This is a genomic window from Nonomuraea sp. NPDC050680 (assembly GCF_040654555.1).
Taxonomy (GTDB): Bacteria; Actinomycetota; Actinomycetes; order Streptosporangiales; family Streptosporangiaceae; genus Nonomuraea.
The window spans coordinates 563502-577873 of sequence record NZ_JBFAIF010000003.1; the positions used below are offsets into that span (position 1 = coordinate 563502).

At 69.9% G+C, this 14372-nt stretch carries 13 protein-coding genes and 1 tRNA gene; 6 read left to right on the forward strand and 8 right to left on the reverse strand.

From position 1 onward, the window contains the following. Positions 1–56 precede the first annotated feature (56 nt). Both AB0H88_RS13865 and AB0H88_RS13870 read left to right on the forward strand, forming a co-directional pair. Positions 57–1799, forward strand: a complete 1743-nt coding sequence (locus AB0H88_RS13865) for a histidine kinase (protein WP_357644098.1) — start codon at positions 57–59, stop codon at positions 1797–1799. Further along, on the forward strand, positions 1792–2484 hold the full coding sequence (locus AB0H88_RS13870; protein ID WP_357644100.1) for a response regulator transcription factor: 693 nt from the start codon (positions 1792–1794) through the stop codon (positions 2482–2484). Before AB0H88_RS13865 ends, AB0H88_RS13870 begins: the two co-directional genes overlap by 8 nt. A 119-nt stretch (positions 2485–2603) precedes the next feature. Here AB0H88_RS13870 and AB0H88_RS13875 read toward each other — a convergent pair whose 3' ends face one another. Continuing rightward, the gene (locus tag AB0H88_RS13875; protein WP_357644102.1) at positions 2604–3449 is read right to left on the reverse strand and encodes a fused MFS/spermidine synthase; all 846 of its coding nucleotides are present in this window, start codon (positions 3447–3449) and stop codon (positions 2604–2606) included. Between the two features lie 98 nt (positions 3450–3547). Here AB0H88_RS13875 and AB0H88_RS13880 point away from each other — a divergent pair, with 98 nt between their 5' ends. The 4 genes from AB0H88_RS13880 to lat all read left to right on the forward strand — a co-directional run bounded on the left by AB0H88_RS13880 (position 3548) and on the right by lat (position 7753). Further along, positions 3548–5011, forward strand: a complete 1464-nt coding sequence (locus AB0H88_RS13880) for a penicillin-binding transpeptidase domain-containing protein (RefSeq protein WP_357644104.1) — start codon at positions 3548–3550, stop codon at positions 5009–5011. An 85-nt stretch (positions 5012–5096) separates the two neighbouring features. Further along, positions 5097–5744 carry a hemolysin III family protein gene (locus AB0H88_RS13885; RefSeq protein ID WP_357644106.1) on the forward strand — a complete coding sequence of 216 codons (648 nt, stop codon included), beginning with the start codon at positions 5097–5099 and terminating at the stop codon, positions 5742–5744. 112 nt (positions 5745–5856) lie between these two features. Beyond that, entirely contained in the window at positions 5857–6390 is a 534-nt protein-coding gene (locus tag AB0H88_RS13890; RefSeq protein WP_357644107.1) for an HdeD family acid-resistance protein, read from the forward strand. Between the two features lie 76 nt (positions 6391–6466). Further along, positions 6467–7753 carry an L-lysine 6-transaminase gene (lat, locus tag AB0H88_RS13895; RefSeq protein ID WP_357644109.1) on the forward strand — a complete coding sequence of 429 codons (1287 nt, stop codon included), beginning with the start codon at positions 6467–6469 and terminating at the stop codon, positions 7751–7753. A 169-nt stretch (positions 7754–7922) separates the two neighbouring features. On the opposite strand, the gene AB0H88_RS13900 is transcribed toward lat, so the two are convergent. The 7 genes from AB0H88_RS13900 to AB0H88_RS13930 all read right to left on the reverse strand — a co-directional run bounded on the left by AB0H88_RS13900 (position 7923) and on the right by AB0H88_RS13930 (position 14293). Further along, entirely contained in the window at positions 7923–8693 is a 771-nt protein-coding gene (locus AB0H88_RS13900; RefSeq protein WP_357644111.1) for a helix-turn-helix transcriptional regulator, read from the reverse strand. Between the two features lie 128 nt (positions 8694–8821). Continuing rightward, the gene (locus AB0H88_RS13905; protein WP_225292318.1) at positions 8822–9052 is read right to left on the reverse strand and encodes a response regulator transcription factor; all 231 of its coding nucleotides are present in this window, start codon (positions 9050–9052) and stop codon (positions 8822–8824) included. Positions 9053–9208: 156 nt separating this feature from the next. Beyond that, positions 9209–9284: transfer RNA gene (locus AB0H88_RS13910), tRNA-His, on the reverse strand. 66 nt (positions 9285–9350) lie between these two features. Beyond that, positions 9351–9944: an oligoribonuclease gene (gene orn, locus AB0H88_RS13915; RefSeq protein ID WP_357644114.1), complete on the reverse strand. Its 594-nt coding sequence runs from the start codon at positions 9942–9944 to the stop codon at positions 9351–9353. 70 nt (positions 9945–10014) lie between these two features. Continuing rightward, positions 10015–11142: a DUF2510 domain-containing protein gene (locus tag AB0H88_RS13920; protein WP_357644116.1), complete on the reverse strand. Its 1128-nt coding sequence runs from the start codon at positions 11140–11142 to the stop codon at positions 10015–10017. Between the two features lie 101 nt (positions 11143–11243). Further along, entirely contained in the window at positions 11244–12635 is a 1392-nt protein-coding gene (locus AB0H88_RS13925; RefSeq protein ID WP_357644118.1) for a hypothetical protein, read from the reverse strand. A gap of 23 nt (positions 12636–12658) precedes the next feature. Then, positions 12659–14293, reverse strand: a complete 1635-nt coding sequence (locus tag AB0H88_RS13930) for a serine/threonine-protein kinase (protein WP_357644120.1) — start codon at positions 14291–14293, stop codon at positions 12659–12661. Positions 14294–14372 lie beyond the last annotated feature (79 nt).

The following is a 14372-nucleotide window of genomic DNA, read 5'->3' on the forward strand; positions in this document are numbered from 1 at the left end:
GGATGTGCGGTTATCCGCATAGACGCAGCCCACCGCCCCCGCGACGATGGGACCTTATGAGTTCCAGGTTGGTGGCCGGGCTGCTCGCGGCGATCGCGGCCGCGGGTGTGACGGCGGGCGCGCTGATGGAAAGCGGCCTGCCCGCCCCTCCGACGCAGTGGGCGTTCATCGTCATCGGTCTGGTCCTGCCGGCACTCGGCTGGCTGCTGGCGGTCCGCCGCCCGCGGATCCGCTATGTCTGGCTGCTCCTGGCCACGGCGGTCTGCCTGGGTGTGAGCACCTTCGGTGTCGGCCTGAGCAGGCTCGACGGGGCACCGGCGGTCGCCCCCGTGCTGATCGCGGTCTCCGCCGTCTACTACGGTCTGTTGTGGATCTTCGTCCCGCTGCTGTTCCCCGAGGGCCGGCTGCCGTCGCGCCGCTGGCGGCCCGTCGCGTGGATCGGGGCCGTGGCGATCGCCGTCCACTTCACGGGCAACCTCATGATCGGCCCCATCTCCTCCGCCACGCCCGGCGAGCTGGTGCCGGCCAGCTCGGCGGACCTGGTCGCCTGGCTCGTGTCCGCGGTCGGCCAGTTCGTCACCTGGATCATCACCCTCGTCGTGCTCGGCGGGCTGGTGGCCCGCTGGCGGCGGAGCGGAAGGGGCGAGCGCGGCCAGTACGCCTGGATGGTCGCGGGCTTGACCGTCAACCTCGCCGGGTTCGTGCTGCTCTCCTCCTTCGTCTTCGGGCGCGCCACGCCGCTGGCCGGGGTGGTCGGCGTGCTGGTCGTGCTGGGGTCGCTGCCCGTGGCGATCACGGTCGCGGTCGTCAGGCACCGGCTGCTCGACGTCATGATCGGGATCAGGGGCTCGCGGCTCCACGTGGTGTTCGACGTCCGGCCGACCGTGGGCGAGATGCTGACGAGCCTGGGCACGGCGTTAGAGGAGACGCCGGAGCCGGTGGAGCAGCTCGGCAGGCTCGCGGCGGCCGTACGCGATGGGTTGGAGGTCAGGTGGGCGGCGGTCAGGCTCGCCGACGGCACCCGCGTGGTCGCCGGGCGGGAGGAGGGCGCCGCGGCGCTGACGCTGCCCGTGCGGGGCGGTCTGGGGCGGATCGAGTGCGGGCCCAGGGACGGCGACCGCCTCACCGCCGCCGACCGGCGGCTCCTGGAGGCGCTGGCCGTGCCCGCGGGGCTCGCCATCCAGAGCGCCGGGCTGGCCGGACGCCTGGTCAACGCCCAGGAGGCCGAACGCCGGCGCATCGAGCGCAACATCCACGACGGCGTACAGCAGCAACTCGTCGCGCTCATCGCCGGGCTGGAGCTGGCCCGCGCCACCGGCGGCGGCCCCGACATGCTCGCCGAGCTGCGCGAGCAGGCCCGCCAGACGCTCAACGACCTGCGGGAGCTGGCCGCCGGCATCCATCCAAGCTCGCTCAGCCAGGGCGGCCTGGTGGAGGCCGTGGAGGAGCGCTGCGCCCGGTTGCCGGTGCCGACCACGGTCGCCGCGAGCAGGGAGCTGCGCGCCCAGCGCTTCCCCGACGAGGTGGAGGGCGCGATGTACTTCACGGTGAGCGAGGCGGTGGCCAACGCGCTCAAGCACGCTGGCGCCACCAAGATAGAGGTACGCCTGGCGCGGGCGGACGGTCGCTTGCGTGCCACCGTGGCGGACGACGGGCGGGGCTTCGATCCGCAGACCGTCGGCCGCCGGGGGCTGGGTACGCTCGCCGACCGGCTCGACGCGCTCGGCGGCGGGCTTGATCTCGACAGCGGGCAAGGAGAGGGGACACGGATGAACGCCTGGGTGCCGGTCGATGCCTGAGCGGATCCGCACGATCGTGGCCGACGACCACTACCTGGTGCGTGAGGGCACCCGGCGGTTGCTGGAGACCTCGGGCGAGGTCCTGGTCGTCGGCGCGGTGGGCAACGCCGACGAGCTGGTCGACGCCACACGCAGGCTTGGCCCCGACGTGGTGATCACCGACATCCGGATGCCGGGAGGGGACTGGCGCCAGGGGTTCGAGGGCATCGACGCCGCCCACCGCGTCCACGCCGACCATCCGGGCGTCGGGGTCGTGGTGCTGTCGCAGTTCTCCGACGCGCTGTTCGCCTTCGAGCTGTTCAAGCACGGCACCGAGGGGTTCGCCTACCTGCTCAAGGACAGGGTGGGCGACCTCGACGAGCTGCTCGGCGCGATCAGGGCCGTCGCCTCCGGCGGCTCGGTCATCGACCCCAAGGTGGTCGAAGGGCTGCTGGCCAGGCGCGATGTGCGGGGCGAGCAGGAGGCGCTGACGCCGCGCGAGCGCGATGTGCTGCGTGAGATGGCACATGGCCGGTCCAACGGCGCCATCGCCAGGGCCCTGCACCTGTCGGTCTCGTCGGTGGAGAAGAACGTCAACTCCATCTTCGCCAAGCTCGGCCTGGAGAACAGCGGCGACGTCCACCGCCGCGTCGCCGCGGTCCTGGCCTACCTGGGGCCTGAGCAGGGAGCCGGGACTGGGGCCTGAGCGACGGGCCTGAGCGCGGACCGGCCTGAGGCCTGAGCGAGGGGCCGGGACTGGGGCCTGAGCGACGGGCTGGCCTTGGGCCTTGAGCGCGGAGCCGGCCCGGGTCCTGAGCGCGGGCCTCAGCCGAAGACGGCCGGGGGTGGCACCGGGGCCAGCACCGCGTCGCCGTCCTTGATCGGGTGGGCGCCCGCGACGAAGTTCGTCAGCGCCTCCCCGTACACGCACCTGGCCTGGGTGAGGCCGCCGGCCGCGCGGCGGGTCAGCTGGTCGATCGGCAGTTCGGCACGCGAGGCGGCGACGATGAGGTTGCCGAAGCGGCGCCCGCGCATGACACCCGGCTCCGCCAGCAGCGCGACATGCGGAAACGTCCCCTGGACCGTCGCCACGAGCCGCCTGGCGAAGGCCAGGCCCTTGCCGTCGGCCATGTTGATCAGCAGCGTGCCCGACGGGCGCAGCACTCTGGCGATGTCGCCCATGTACTCCGTCGTGGCCAGCTCGACCGGCATGGTGGCGCCGGAGAAGGCGTCGAGGACCAGCAGGTCGGCCGAGTCGTCCCAGACCTTGGCGGTGCCCTCGCGCCCACCCTGCACGATCACCTTCAGCCGTGGCACGGAGCGCAGGTCGAGCTGCTCGCGGATCAGGTTGACCAGGAGCCCGTCGGGTTCGAGGACGATGTGCCTGGACCCTGACCGGGTGGCCGCGACATAGCGCGGAATCGTGCACGCCCCGCCGCCCACGTGGACGCAGGCGAGCGCGCCTTCCGGAAGAAGGTCGATCACGTCCGCCATAAGCCGTACGTACTCGAATTCCAGATATGTAGGGTCTTGTAAGTCAACGTACGACTGAGGTACGCCATCCTTGGACAGTACCCAGCCGTCCTGCCTGTCCAGGTCCCGGAGCAGTTCGATCTCGCCGAACGTCACCGGGTAGAGGCCGGGCATCGGCTCCCGCTGTCCTCGTGCCACGATGATCCCCTCCTGGGAGTAACCGTATGCGACGACGAAGACTGATTGTGCTGGTTATCGCCGTTGTTGCGGTAGTAGGTGCAGGTGTCTTCGCGACGGTGGTGGCCAATCGGGTCAAGGGCAGCGCCGCGCAGACCTCGGCCGCCTACTTCACGGCATGGCAGCGGGGCGACCTGCGGGCCATGGCCACCCTGGTCTATCAGCCGCCCGCGGACTTTGTCCCCCGGCACCGGTCGTTCTCGGACGACCTGCACGTTCAGGACATCCAGTTGCGGCCCGGGACCGTGAAGAGCACGGGGGAGACCTCGGCCGAGGTGCCGTTCACCGGGAGCAGGACGCTGAGCGAGTTCGGGGCGTGGCCGTTCAGCGGCACGTTGCGGCTGGCCGTGCGCGACCGGACCTGGAAGGTGCTCTGGGCGCCGGAGACGCTGGACCCCCGGCTCAAGGACGGGGGCACGGTGCGGCTGGCCGAGTTCGACGGGCCCGCGGTCGAGCTGGTGACCAGCGAGGGTGACAAGATCCCCAACGACAGCTACGCCGAGTCCTATCTCGCCGAGCTCAAGCCCGAGTTCGACGAGGTGGGCCAGGGGTGGGCGCTGGAGTCGGCGCTGCCGGGACAGCGGGCGCGGCGGCTCATGACCGTCGAGCCCAAGGTGAACCAGGAGCGTACGACGCTGTCGCGCTCGGTGCAGGCGGCGGCCGCGCGGGCGCTCGACGGGGTGCGGGACGCGTCGATCATCGCGATCCGGCCCAGCACCGGCGAGGTGCTCGCGGTGGCCGATCGGCTGGAGGGCAACTACAGCGCGGTTCGCGACTTCTTCCCGCCCGGGTCCACGTTCAAGACGGTTACGGCGGCGGCGCTGCTGGAGGCGGGCCTGGATCCGGCGGCGGAGGTGGACTGCCCGGCCAGGTACACGATCCCGAACTTCAGTTCGGTCAAGAACGCGGGCGAGCAGGCGCACGGCCGCGTGACGTTCGCCGACGCGTTCGCGTACTCCTGCAACACCACGTTCGTGCGCGAGACCGTCGGCCGATTATCGGGTGACGATCTTGTCGAGACCGCCGCGAAGTGGGGGTTCAACGGCGCCGATCTGGCTACGGGCCTGGGTGGCAAGTGCGGCCGGATGGACCCGCCCGACGGCGTGGACGAGCTGGCGGCCGACTCCTACGGCCAGGGCTCGGTGGAGGCGACCCCGCTGTGCATGGCGATGGTCGCGGCGGCGGTCGAGAGCGGCACACTGCGCGTGCCGCGCATCCTGTCCAAGGCCGCCGCCGAGCGGATCGACGGCCCGGCGGCCAAACCGGTCGAACTCGACGAGGGGACGGTCGCGGCGCTGCGGGAGATGATGGCCGCCGTCGTCGACCACGGTACGGCCGCCGACGCCGGGCTGCCCGCGGGCGTGTCCGGCAAGACAGGCACGGCCGAGGCCGGTGGCGGGCGGGAGCACGGCTGGTTCATCGGCTACCGCGACGACCTGGCCTTCAGCGTCTTCGTGCGCAACGGCGGCTCGGGCCGGAGCGCCGCGCTGCCGGTCGCGGCCCGCTTCCTCAACGGGATATGACGGTCGTCTTCCCCGTGATATGACCTTCGTCTCGTCGACGGTCCACACCCTCAACGCGGCCATAACCTACGGTACCGTAGGTTATATGACGACCATCACCGCGAAGCCGAGGCTACGAGGCTGGTTGCACACAGGAGCGCTGCCCGTGACGCTGGTCGCCGGGTTCGTGCTCGTGGCGCTCGGCCCCACTCTCCAGGCCCGTCTCGCGTCGGCCATCTACGCGATCACCTCGGGTCTGCTCTTCGGCATCTCGGCCACCTACCACCGGGGCACGCTGGGCCCCCGCCTGGCGGAGGTGCTGCGGCGCTTCGACCACGCCAACATCTATTTGATCATCGCGGGCACCTACACACCCTTCGCCCTCCTCGCGCTCGACGGGGCCGCCCGCGTGGCCGTCCTGGCGGTCACCTGGGGCGGCGCGCTGTCGGGGGTGCTCTTCCGGGTGTTCTGGATGGGCGCGCCGCGCTGGCTCTACACGATCCTCTACCTGGCGCTCGGCTGGACCGCGATCTTCGTGTTGCCGCAGTTGCTCGCGGGCGCGGGCGTGGCCGCCGTCGTGCTGGTCGCCGTCGGCGGCGTCTTCTACAGCGCCGGAGCCATCGTGTACGGTCTGCGCCGCCCGGACCCGGCACCCGGCTGGTTCGGCTACCACGAGGTGTTCCACGCGTTCACGATCGCCGCCTACCTGGTCCAGTACATCGCGGTGTCGATCGTGGTGTACTCCCACGTCTAAGGCCTGCTCGGTGAGGTGATTTCGCCCCGGCCGTGGCGCGGTTGATGGCGGGTTACCGAGTTTTGACCGCGCTGTGGTCTGCTTTCGTGATCGATCGGGAGATCACACCAGTATGGAGCAAATCGCACGCAACTGGTGGCTCGTCCTGATCCGCGGCATTCTGGCGGTGATCTTCGGCATCCTGGCGCTGATCTGGCCCGCGATCACGCTGCTCGTGCTCGTGATCTTCTTCGGCTCGTACGCCATCGTCAGCGGGATCGTCTCGGTGTTCTCCGCCTTCCGGCATGGAACAGACTCCCGCGTCTGGCTCATCATCTCCGGAATTCTCGGGATCCTGGCGGGGATCATAGCTTTCGTCTGGCCGGGCAAGACCTCGCTGATCCTGCTCTTCGTGATCGCGTTCTGGGCGATCCTCAGCGGAGCGTCGGAGATCGTCGCGGGCGTGCAGATGCGCAAGGTGATCGAGAACGAGTGGATGCTCATCATCGGCGGGATCCTGTCCATCGTCTTCGGCGTCCTGCTGCTCATCTGGCCCGGCGCGGGACTCCTCACTCTCGTCTGGCTGGTCGGGATCTTCGCCATCCTGTACGGCATCGCGATGATCGTGCTGTCGTTCGAGGTAAAGAAATTCGCCCATGCCTCCTGAATTCCGGAAATTTTCCGCATAGACATAGGTTCGGCTGGGAAATGTATGCCATGTCTGGCTTCAACGTGGAGGTGACATGGACGTACACGACCGCCTTGCCCGCCATCTGCTCGTCGACGGTTACCGGCTCGTGCTCGATCTGGAGCACAGCCAAGGCTCCTGGCTCGTCGACGCCGGTAACGGCCGCCGATACCTTGACTTCTACACGTTTTTCGCCAGCGCGCCGCTCGGTGTGAACCCGCCCTTCGAGCCGGAGTTCGTCCGGCTTCTCGGTGAGGTGGCTCGCAACAAGCCCGCCAACTCCGACATGTACACCGGCCACCTGGCGGACTTCGTCGAGACCTTCTCCCGCGTCCTCGGCGACCCCGAGCTGCCCCACCTGTTCTTCGTCGAAGGTGGTGCGATGGCCGTCGAGAACGCCCTCAAGACCGCCTTCGACTGGAAGAGCCGCCGCAACGAGGCGGCGGGCCGCTCCCGCGACCTCGGCACCCAGGTCATGCACCTGACGAAGGCGTTTCACGGCCGCAGTGGCTACACCTTGAGCCTGACCAATACCGAACCAGGCAAGACCGACCGTTTTCCCCAGTTCCGCTGGCCGCGCATCGACGTACCCGCCGTACACCTGGGAGACGTCGAGGCAGCCGAGGAGCACGCGCTCGCCCAGGCGCGCGCCGCCTTCGAGGCGCACCCGCACGACATCGCCTGCTTCATCGCCGAGCCCATCCAGGGCGAGGGCGGCGACAACCACATGCGCCCGCAGTTCCTGCAGGCGATGCAGCGGCTGTGTCACGAGTACGACGCGCTGTTCATCCTCGACGAGGTGCAGACAGGCGGCGGCACCACGGGCACCCCCTGGGCCTACCAGCAGCTCGGCCTGGCACCGGACATCGTGGCCTTCGCGAAGAAGGTTCAGGTGGGCGGCATCATGGCCGGCCGCCGCGTGGACCTGGTCCCCGACAACGTCTTCCAGGTCAGCGGCCGGATCAACTCGACCTGGGGCGGCGGGCTGGTGGACATGGTCCGCTCACGCGGCCTCCTGGAGATCGTCGAACGCGACGGCCTCATCCCGCGCGCCGCCACCCTCGGCACCCTCCTCGTCGAACGCCTCGTCAAGCTGCAGGCCGAACACCCGGACCTGGTCTCCAACGCCCGGGGGCGCGGCCTGATGTGCGCGTTCGACCTGCCCGACGGGGCCGCGCGCGACGCGCTGGTCACGCGGCTGCGCGACGAGGCGGGGGTGCTGCTCCTGGCCTGCGGGCCGCGTTCGGTACGGCTCAGGCCCGCGCTCAACATCCCGGAATCCGACCTGGAACACGGCCTCACGGCCATCGCGGCGACCCTCCCACTGATGGCACGGGCTTAGACCGACGAGCCCCTGGTACGCGGCGACGTCCACACGGGCGTCGCCGCCTGACCGAAGCTGTCACCGGCACTGTGCTCCTGCCCGGCTGTGGCCTGCTCCACTGCGACGCTGCCCAGCTGCGACGCCTGCCCAGCTGCGACGCCTGCTTGCGTGGTGGCCGGAAGGGAAGTCAGTGGGGGCGGCGGGACCGCAGGAAGGCCGCTGTGGCGGCGTCGGCGGGCAGGAACGCCTCCAGCTTGAGCTCGGCCAGCGTGACGTCCACCGCGGTGGCGAAGGACGTGAGCGTGGTCAGCAGCCGCAGCTCGGCATCGCCCGTACGCAGTCGCAGCGGCACCGCGAACCCGAGATGATCGCTCCCCGGCACCGCGTCGGGCACGTAGGACTCCAGTTCGGCGATGAACACGTCGAGCCGCGGATCCAGGCTGCGGAGGAGCTCGGCCCGCAGGCTCTCGATGATGTGCCGGCCCCAGTCCGCGAGGTTGACCACCCGAGGGCCCATGCCCTTGGGATGCAGGGCGAGCCGCAGCACGTTGACCGGCGGCTCCAGCAGCTCGGGCGCCGCCCCCTCGGTGAGCACGTCAAAGGCCGCGTTGGCCGCCACCAGCTCACCGTAGGGCCGCACGACGACCGCCGGATACGGCAGGTGCCCGTCGAGGATGCTATCCAGAGCCTCGCGTACCGGGCGCAGCATGGCGTCGTCCAGACTTGACTCGGGGAACACGGGAGCGTAGCCGGCCGCCAGCAGCAGGCCGTTGCGTTCACGCAGCGACAGCTCCAGCGACTCGGCCAGGCGCACGACGATGGCCCGCCCGGGGCGGGAACGTCCTTGCTCGATGAAGCTGAGGTGACGCTGGGTGGTGCCGGCCCGGTTGGCGAGCTCCAACTGGCTCACCCGCCGACTGCTACGCCATCGCCGCAGCTCGCTCGCGAATCGTTCCACGCCTCCCTTTCTAGCCCACACACGTGACGGAGCACGATTCCCCGCAGGGAATCACCAGGATCCCCGCAGGCGTCACCAGAGGGTCGGCTCGGGCTACGCGAGATAGCCCACCACGCGAGGGGGCCGGGTCAGGGCAGGTTGGGACGAGATCGCCAGAGGCCGATCGCGGTCACGCGCGAGTCCACGCCGAGTTTGGCGTAGATGCGGTTGACATGGTTCTTGACCGTTTTCTCGCTGAGAAACAGCCGCTGCGCGATCTGCCCATTCGACTGCCCAGTGGCGATCAGGTCCATGACCTCGGTTTCGCGCTTGCTCAGGGACGTGAACACGCTATCGAACGCTGCGTCTTCGACTCTCATCCGGCCTCCGGGGGCGCGCGCAGACGGTCAGATCGCCGAGCCCCCCGCGCATCCGGCGTAAGCGGTAGACAGCGAGCATAACTCGCAATGTCATGTTTTGGGGACGTTGCCGTAGAAAAACGACAACGGCCGGTCCCGAAGGACCGGCCGTGTGCATGGGGTGAGTGAAGGGACTTGAACCCTCGACATCCAGGACCACAACCTGGCGCTCTACCACCTGAGCTACACCCACCATTGACCGCCGACGTGGCGGCACAGGAAAAGTGTAGCGGTCTTCGGGAGTCTTTACGCCACTCGATTAGCCGCTGACACGCTCGGCGACCGCTCTGGCGGTGGCCGAATCGGGGCCGGGCTGGCCGACGAAGATGGCCGCCCGGTAGTAGCGCAGCTCCCTGATGCTCTCCGTGATGTCGGCCAGCGCGCGGTGTCCGCCCTGCTTTTCCGGGGCCGCGAAGTAGACCCGGGGGTACCAGCGGCGGACCAGCTCCTTGATCGACGACACGTCGATCATCCGGTAGTGCAGATAGCCGTCGACCACGGGCATGTCGCGCGCGATGAACGTGCGGTCGGTGCCGATGGAGTTGCCGCAGAGCGGCGCCTTCTTCGGCTCGGGGATGTGACGGCGGATGTAGTCGAGCACGAGCGACTCCGCCTCCGCCAATGTCACCCCGCTCGCCATCTCGGGCAGCAGCCCCGAGGCGGTGTGCATCTCGCGGACCACCTGCGACATCTGCTCCAGCGACTCGGGCGGCGGCTTGATGACCACGTCGACGCCTTCGTCCAGCTGGTTGAGCTCACTGTCGGTGATGATGCACGCCACCTCGACGAGCGCATCGCGACCCAGGTCGAGCCCGGTCATCTCGCAGTCGATCCAGACCAGCAAGTCACTCATTCGATCTCCTCGCCCAAGCGGCTCGGAGCCATCCGCCCGCCTGAATACCCCACCAGCCTAGTGCCACCGGTTACGCGGGCTTGAGCGAGCTGAGAACCTTCTCGACCACGTCGGTGCCCAGATTGTCCGGAACTGACACGTATATGAGCGCTGGGCTCTGGCCCGCGCCGCGATCCATCACCACGATCGCGCCGTTTTCCTTGTTCCACTTGTAACCTTTGGCCTTCGACTCCTTCGAGAAGTCGAGCTGGAACTGGAGCACCCAGGCGGACTTATCGCCGATTTTGAGTGCTTTGTCCTGAACGATCTTGTTGGTGTGAGTGACCGGGTAGTACTGGGCGAAGTCCACGAACACCGTCTTGGCCGTGTCACCCAGCCCCGTCGTCCCGGTGTAAGGGTATTTCTTGCTGAGCAGGCCCGTGTAGACGTTGCCGCTCCAGTCGTCCGTGCCGTTGTACTTCTCCTGCGAGGTCATCCCCACGCCACTCGACCAGGCCTGCTGGGACGGGTCGCTGCCGTTCAGGGAGCCGGCGGCCGGCACCTTCCAGCCTTCGGGCACCTGGTACGACAGGTTCGCCTGCGGGTCGGTGATGCGGCCGTCCTGGGGCTGTGGCAGCTCTGTGATGGCCGGGGGCGGCTCGGTGGTCTCCTGCTGCTGCGGCAACTGCTCCGTCTCGCTGGGCGTCGGCGACGAGGCGAGGGTGCCGTCGGTGTTGCGGTTGACGAAGAAGATCCCGGCCACCACGATCAGGCCGACCACCACCAGCGCCGCCAGGCCGCCGAACACCCACGGCAGCGGGTTGCTCTCCTTCGGCGGCGGACCGTAGCCGGGGCCGGGCAGCGGCGTGTCACCCCACTGGCTCTGCCCGTAGGGGGCCGAGCCCTGGCCGGGCTGCCCATAAGAGCCCTGCGCGGGCTGGCTATGAGAAGGCTGGCCGTACGCGGGCTGATCCTGCGCCGGTTGCCCGTACGCGGCCTGGCCATATGTCGGCTGCCCGAACTGCCGCGTCGGGTTCGCCGGCGTGGCGGACCAGTCGGGGCCCGACTGCTGCTGCGGTCCGGAAGGCGGTTGCTGGTGCGGTGACGCCCCCTGCTCCAGCGGGTGGGTGGCGTCCGTCCACTGGCCGCCGTCCCACCAACGGAGTTGGGGCGATCCGTACGGGTCGGGGTACCAGCCCGCGGGGGTCTGCGTGGTCATGTTCGTCAGCGTAGTAACAACAGCTTTGATATGCATTGCTGGCTCGGCATCAATGCACCGCATCAACGCACCGCATCAACGCACCGCATCAACGCTCGGCATCAGCACTTGTACGTGAAGCTCGCCTTGTCCGTCCTGAGGGGGCCCGGAGACAGCACCCGCAGCGTGGCCGTGGCCTTGACGGTGCTCTTGCCCTTGAGCGTCCAGCGGAGCGGCACGGTGTAGGAGGTCTGGTCGGCGGTCGTCCGGAGCGTCTGCCTGACGACCTCCTTGTCCAGGTTCTTGCGCCACTCGTAGCTGATCTCGCCCGCCTCACCATTGGTGACGATCTTGCCCGTGACGACGACGGCGCTGTCGCAGCCCTGCGTCTTCTTCGGGGCGACGACGTCGATCGATCTGATCGCCAGCTCCGGCGCGCCGCTCAGCTTGAGCCAGGCCAGGATCGCGCCGCCCATGATGACCGCGAACAGCACCGCCGAGAGGATGGTCCGGCGCCGCCTCGCCCGTGCCGCCTTACCTGGCTTGCCGCCGCGCTGGACCGTTCCGAACCGCTCCCGGCCCTCGCGCCAGATCCGTTCGGCCGTGGTGCCGGCCGGCGGCGACTCCGTACTCACTCCTGAGCTCACGTCTGAGCTGACGTCCGAGCTGACCCCTGAGCTCACGCCGGGCCCGAAGTGCACCGGCGCCTGATGAGGGCTGGGGACGGCGAGCAGCGTGACGATGTCGCCCTCGTCGAGCGGCGGCTGCGCCGCCACGGGAGGATGCGCGAACGCCGACCTGCCGCGGGCCGCCTGGGCCAGCGCCTCGTGCCTGATCGCCCCGCCAGGCAGCGCCGTGGGCTCGGAGAGCACGACGGACCTGGCGGTGCCCAGGCCGTGCGTCGTCGTGGTGACCGCGGCCCGCTCGAACAGGGCCGCCGCGCGCGGGGCGCTCCGCGTGACCGAGGCGGCCAGCGCCCGCGCCAGGGACGCCCACGCCGCCACGTCCCGCTCCGGCGGGGAGACCTGGCCGCGGATGGCGTCGGATAAGCCGCGTTCCGACAGCAGCGCCGCGCCGTCGGCGGTGATGACCACCGAGCCGGGATGCACCGAACCGTGGGTGACCCCGGCCGCGTGCAGCGCGAGGAGGGTCTGGGCCGTCTCCGCCAGTACGGCCGCCGCGCCGCTCGCGTCGATCGCCCCCGAGGCGAGCAGGTCCGACAGCGTCGGGCTCACGGCCTGCGCGGTGAGCAGCCAGACCTGCTCGCCCGCCGCGACGACGTCGGCGACGGGGATCAGCCCGGCCAGCCCGCCCAGGACCAGCCGCTGGTCGGTCAGGACCGTCGCCACGACGCGCTCGCGCACCCCGGGCAGCCCGATGATCTTCGGGTCGAACAGCAGGGCACCGGCCCGGCGTCCGTCGGGCGAGATCGCGTCGATCCAGTTGCCCAGTTCGGTGTTCCAGGTGTGCTCGGTGAGCCGGAAGCCGGCGATACCGTTTCTCGGGTTGTCCATCGCCGTAGCCCCCCGAAGCCTTTCTAGTGCTTTCTCCGATGTCGTCCCGCCATACGGCGCTTAACCGCAAGTGTGACCGGAAGAGCGCCGGACGTCACGAGCACGAGCCCCAGGAGGGCGCCGTCCTGCGGCGACGGAGTCCGCGTGGATCCTTCCCCGCTGCCCTCGCCCGGGGAGCTGGGTGTGCTCGGCGGGTCGGAGGAGGGGGGCGGGCTGCTGAGGGTACGCGTCGGGCGGACGGTCGGGGGCGCGGTCGTGGGCGGCTTCGTGGTGGCCGACGTGGCCCCCGGCGGCGGGTCGTCGACCGTGCCGGTGAACTCGGGTTCGGACGACTCGACCGGGGGCGGGGTCCTGATGGTGGTCTTCGACGGCCGGGGCTGCACGGTCCTGGTGGGCTTGCGGGTCGGCGTGGGCGTGGGCGTCGGCTTCGGCTTCGGGGTGGCGCTGGTGACGGGCGGTGGCGCGGTGCTCGCCGTCGGCGTCGGCTCCGGCGTCGTCTCCTTCACCGTCGGCGTCGGCTCCTCGGAAGGCTCCTCCTCCTCCTCCTCGGCCGCCGCGGACGGCTCCGGCGCCGTCGTGGTGGGCGTCACCTGCGTGGTCTGCGCCTGCAGGGCGGGCTCGTCGGACATCGTCTTCACCAGGACGACGGCCACGCCGATCAGCAGGCCCGTGCAGGCGGTGCCGACCAGGATCTTCGTGGAGAGCCTGCTCAGCAGTCCGCGCGGCTCGGTGAAACGGGTCTCGGCGAGCGAGGTCCGCACCTCGGCGGGAACCTCGGGCGGGCTGGGGAACAGCATGAGCAGCAGGCCGGACAACCGGGCCAGGCGGCGCCTGCCGCGCTCCTCCCAGTCGGACCCGTACGCCCTGGCCGCGACCGCTTCGAGCTCCGTCAGGAACGCCTCGGCGGACGGCGGGCGGTCGAGGGCGTTCTTGGCCAGGCCGCGCTCGACCAGGTTCCGCAGCGGGCCGGGCACCTCCTCGATGGGCGGTGGCGAGCTCTGGTGCTGGCGGGCCAGCGCCGCGAGGTTGGGTGAGCGAAAGGGGCGGGCGCCGGTCAGGCACTCGAAGAACACGATGGTGGCGGCGTACACGTCGGTGGCCGGGGCGGCGGAGGCGCCCGACCACTGCTCGGGCGCCATGTACGGCGGAGTGCCGGCGGCGCTCGCGTCCTCGCCGGTCCTGACCGCGATGCCGAAGTCGACGAGCTTGCTGGAGCCGTCGCCCTGGACCATGACGTTCTCGGGCTTGAAGTCGCGGTGCACGACACCGATCGCGTGGGCCGCGGCCAGGCCCTGCAACGAGCCCTTGAGCACCAGCAGCGCCGCCTCCGGGCCCGTGGGACCCTCCGACCTGAGCAACTCCCGTAAGGAGACCCCGTTGACGAGCTCCATGACGATGGCCGCGCCCGCGCCGCTCTCGACATAGTCGATCAGGCGGGCGTTGTGCGGGCTGCGCATGGTGCCCAGCAGCCGGGCCTCGTGCCGGAAGCGGGCCACGAATCCGACGTCGGACCGGAGCTCGTCGGACAGGTACTTGACGGCCACCTCCAAGCCGTCATGGTCCCGCCGGGCCAGCACGACCCGCCCGGCGGATCCCGCGCCGAGTTCGCGAATCTCGGAGTAGCCCGGGACCCCCCACTGACCATGGTCGTCGTACATGCGGTCTCCCTCTACGGTCCTCTGGGCCCCCACCCTCATCAGAGGGACCGTAGCTTAACCAGAGGCGACCGCTTTCCCA

Coding starts and splice junctions, on each gene's coding strand:
- AB0H88_RS13925 (WP_357644118.1), bottom strand. CDS start 12,635: ATGGACAACCCGAGAAACGGTATCGCCGGCTTCCGGCTCACCGAGCAC.
- AB0H88_RS13930 (WP_357644120.1), bottom strand. CDS start 14,293: ATGTACGACGACCATGGTCAGTGGGGGGTCCCGGGCTACTCCGAGATT.
- AB0H88_RS13890 (WP_357644107.1), top strand. CDS start 5,857: ATGGAGCAAATCGCACGCAACTGGTGGCTCGTCCTGATCCGCGGCATT.
- lat (WP_357644109.1), top strand. CDS start 6,467: ATGGACGTACACGACCGCCTTGCCCGCCATCTGCTCGTCGACGGTTAC.
- AB0H88_RS13920 (WP_357644116.1), bottom strand. CDS start 11,142: ATGACCACGCAGACCCCCGCGGGCTGGTACCCCGACCCGTACGGATCG.
- AB0H88_RS13905 (WP_225292318.1), bottom strand. CDS start 9,052: ATGAGAGTCGAAGACGCAGCGTTCGATAGCGTGTTCACGTCCCTGAGC.
- AB0H88_RS13865 (WP_357644098.1), top strand. CDS start 57: ATGAGTTCCAGGTTGGTGGCCGGGCTGCTCGCGGCGATCGCGGCCGCG.
- AB0H88_RS13870 (WP_357644100.1), top strand. CDS start 1,792: ATGCCTGAGCGGATCCGCACGATCGTGGCCGACGACCACTACCTGGTG.
- AB0H88_RS13885 (WP_357644106.1), top strand. CDS start 5,097: ATGACGACCATCACCGCGAAGCCGAGGCTACGAGGCTGGTTGCACACA.
- orn (WP_357644114.1), bottom strand. CDS start 9,944: ATGAGTGACTTGCTGGTCTGGATCGACTGCGAGATGACCGGGCTCGAC.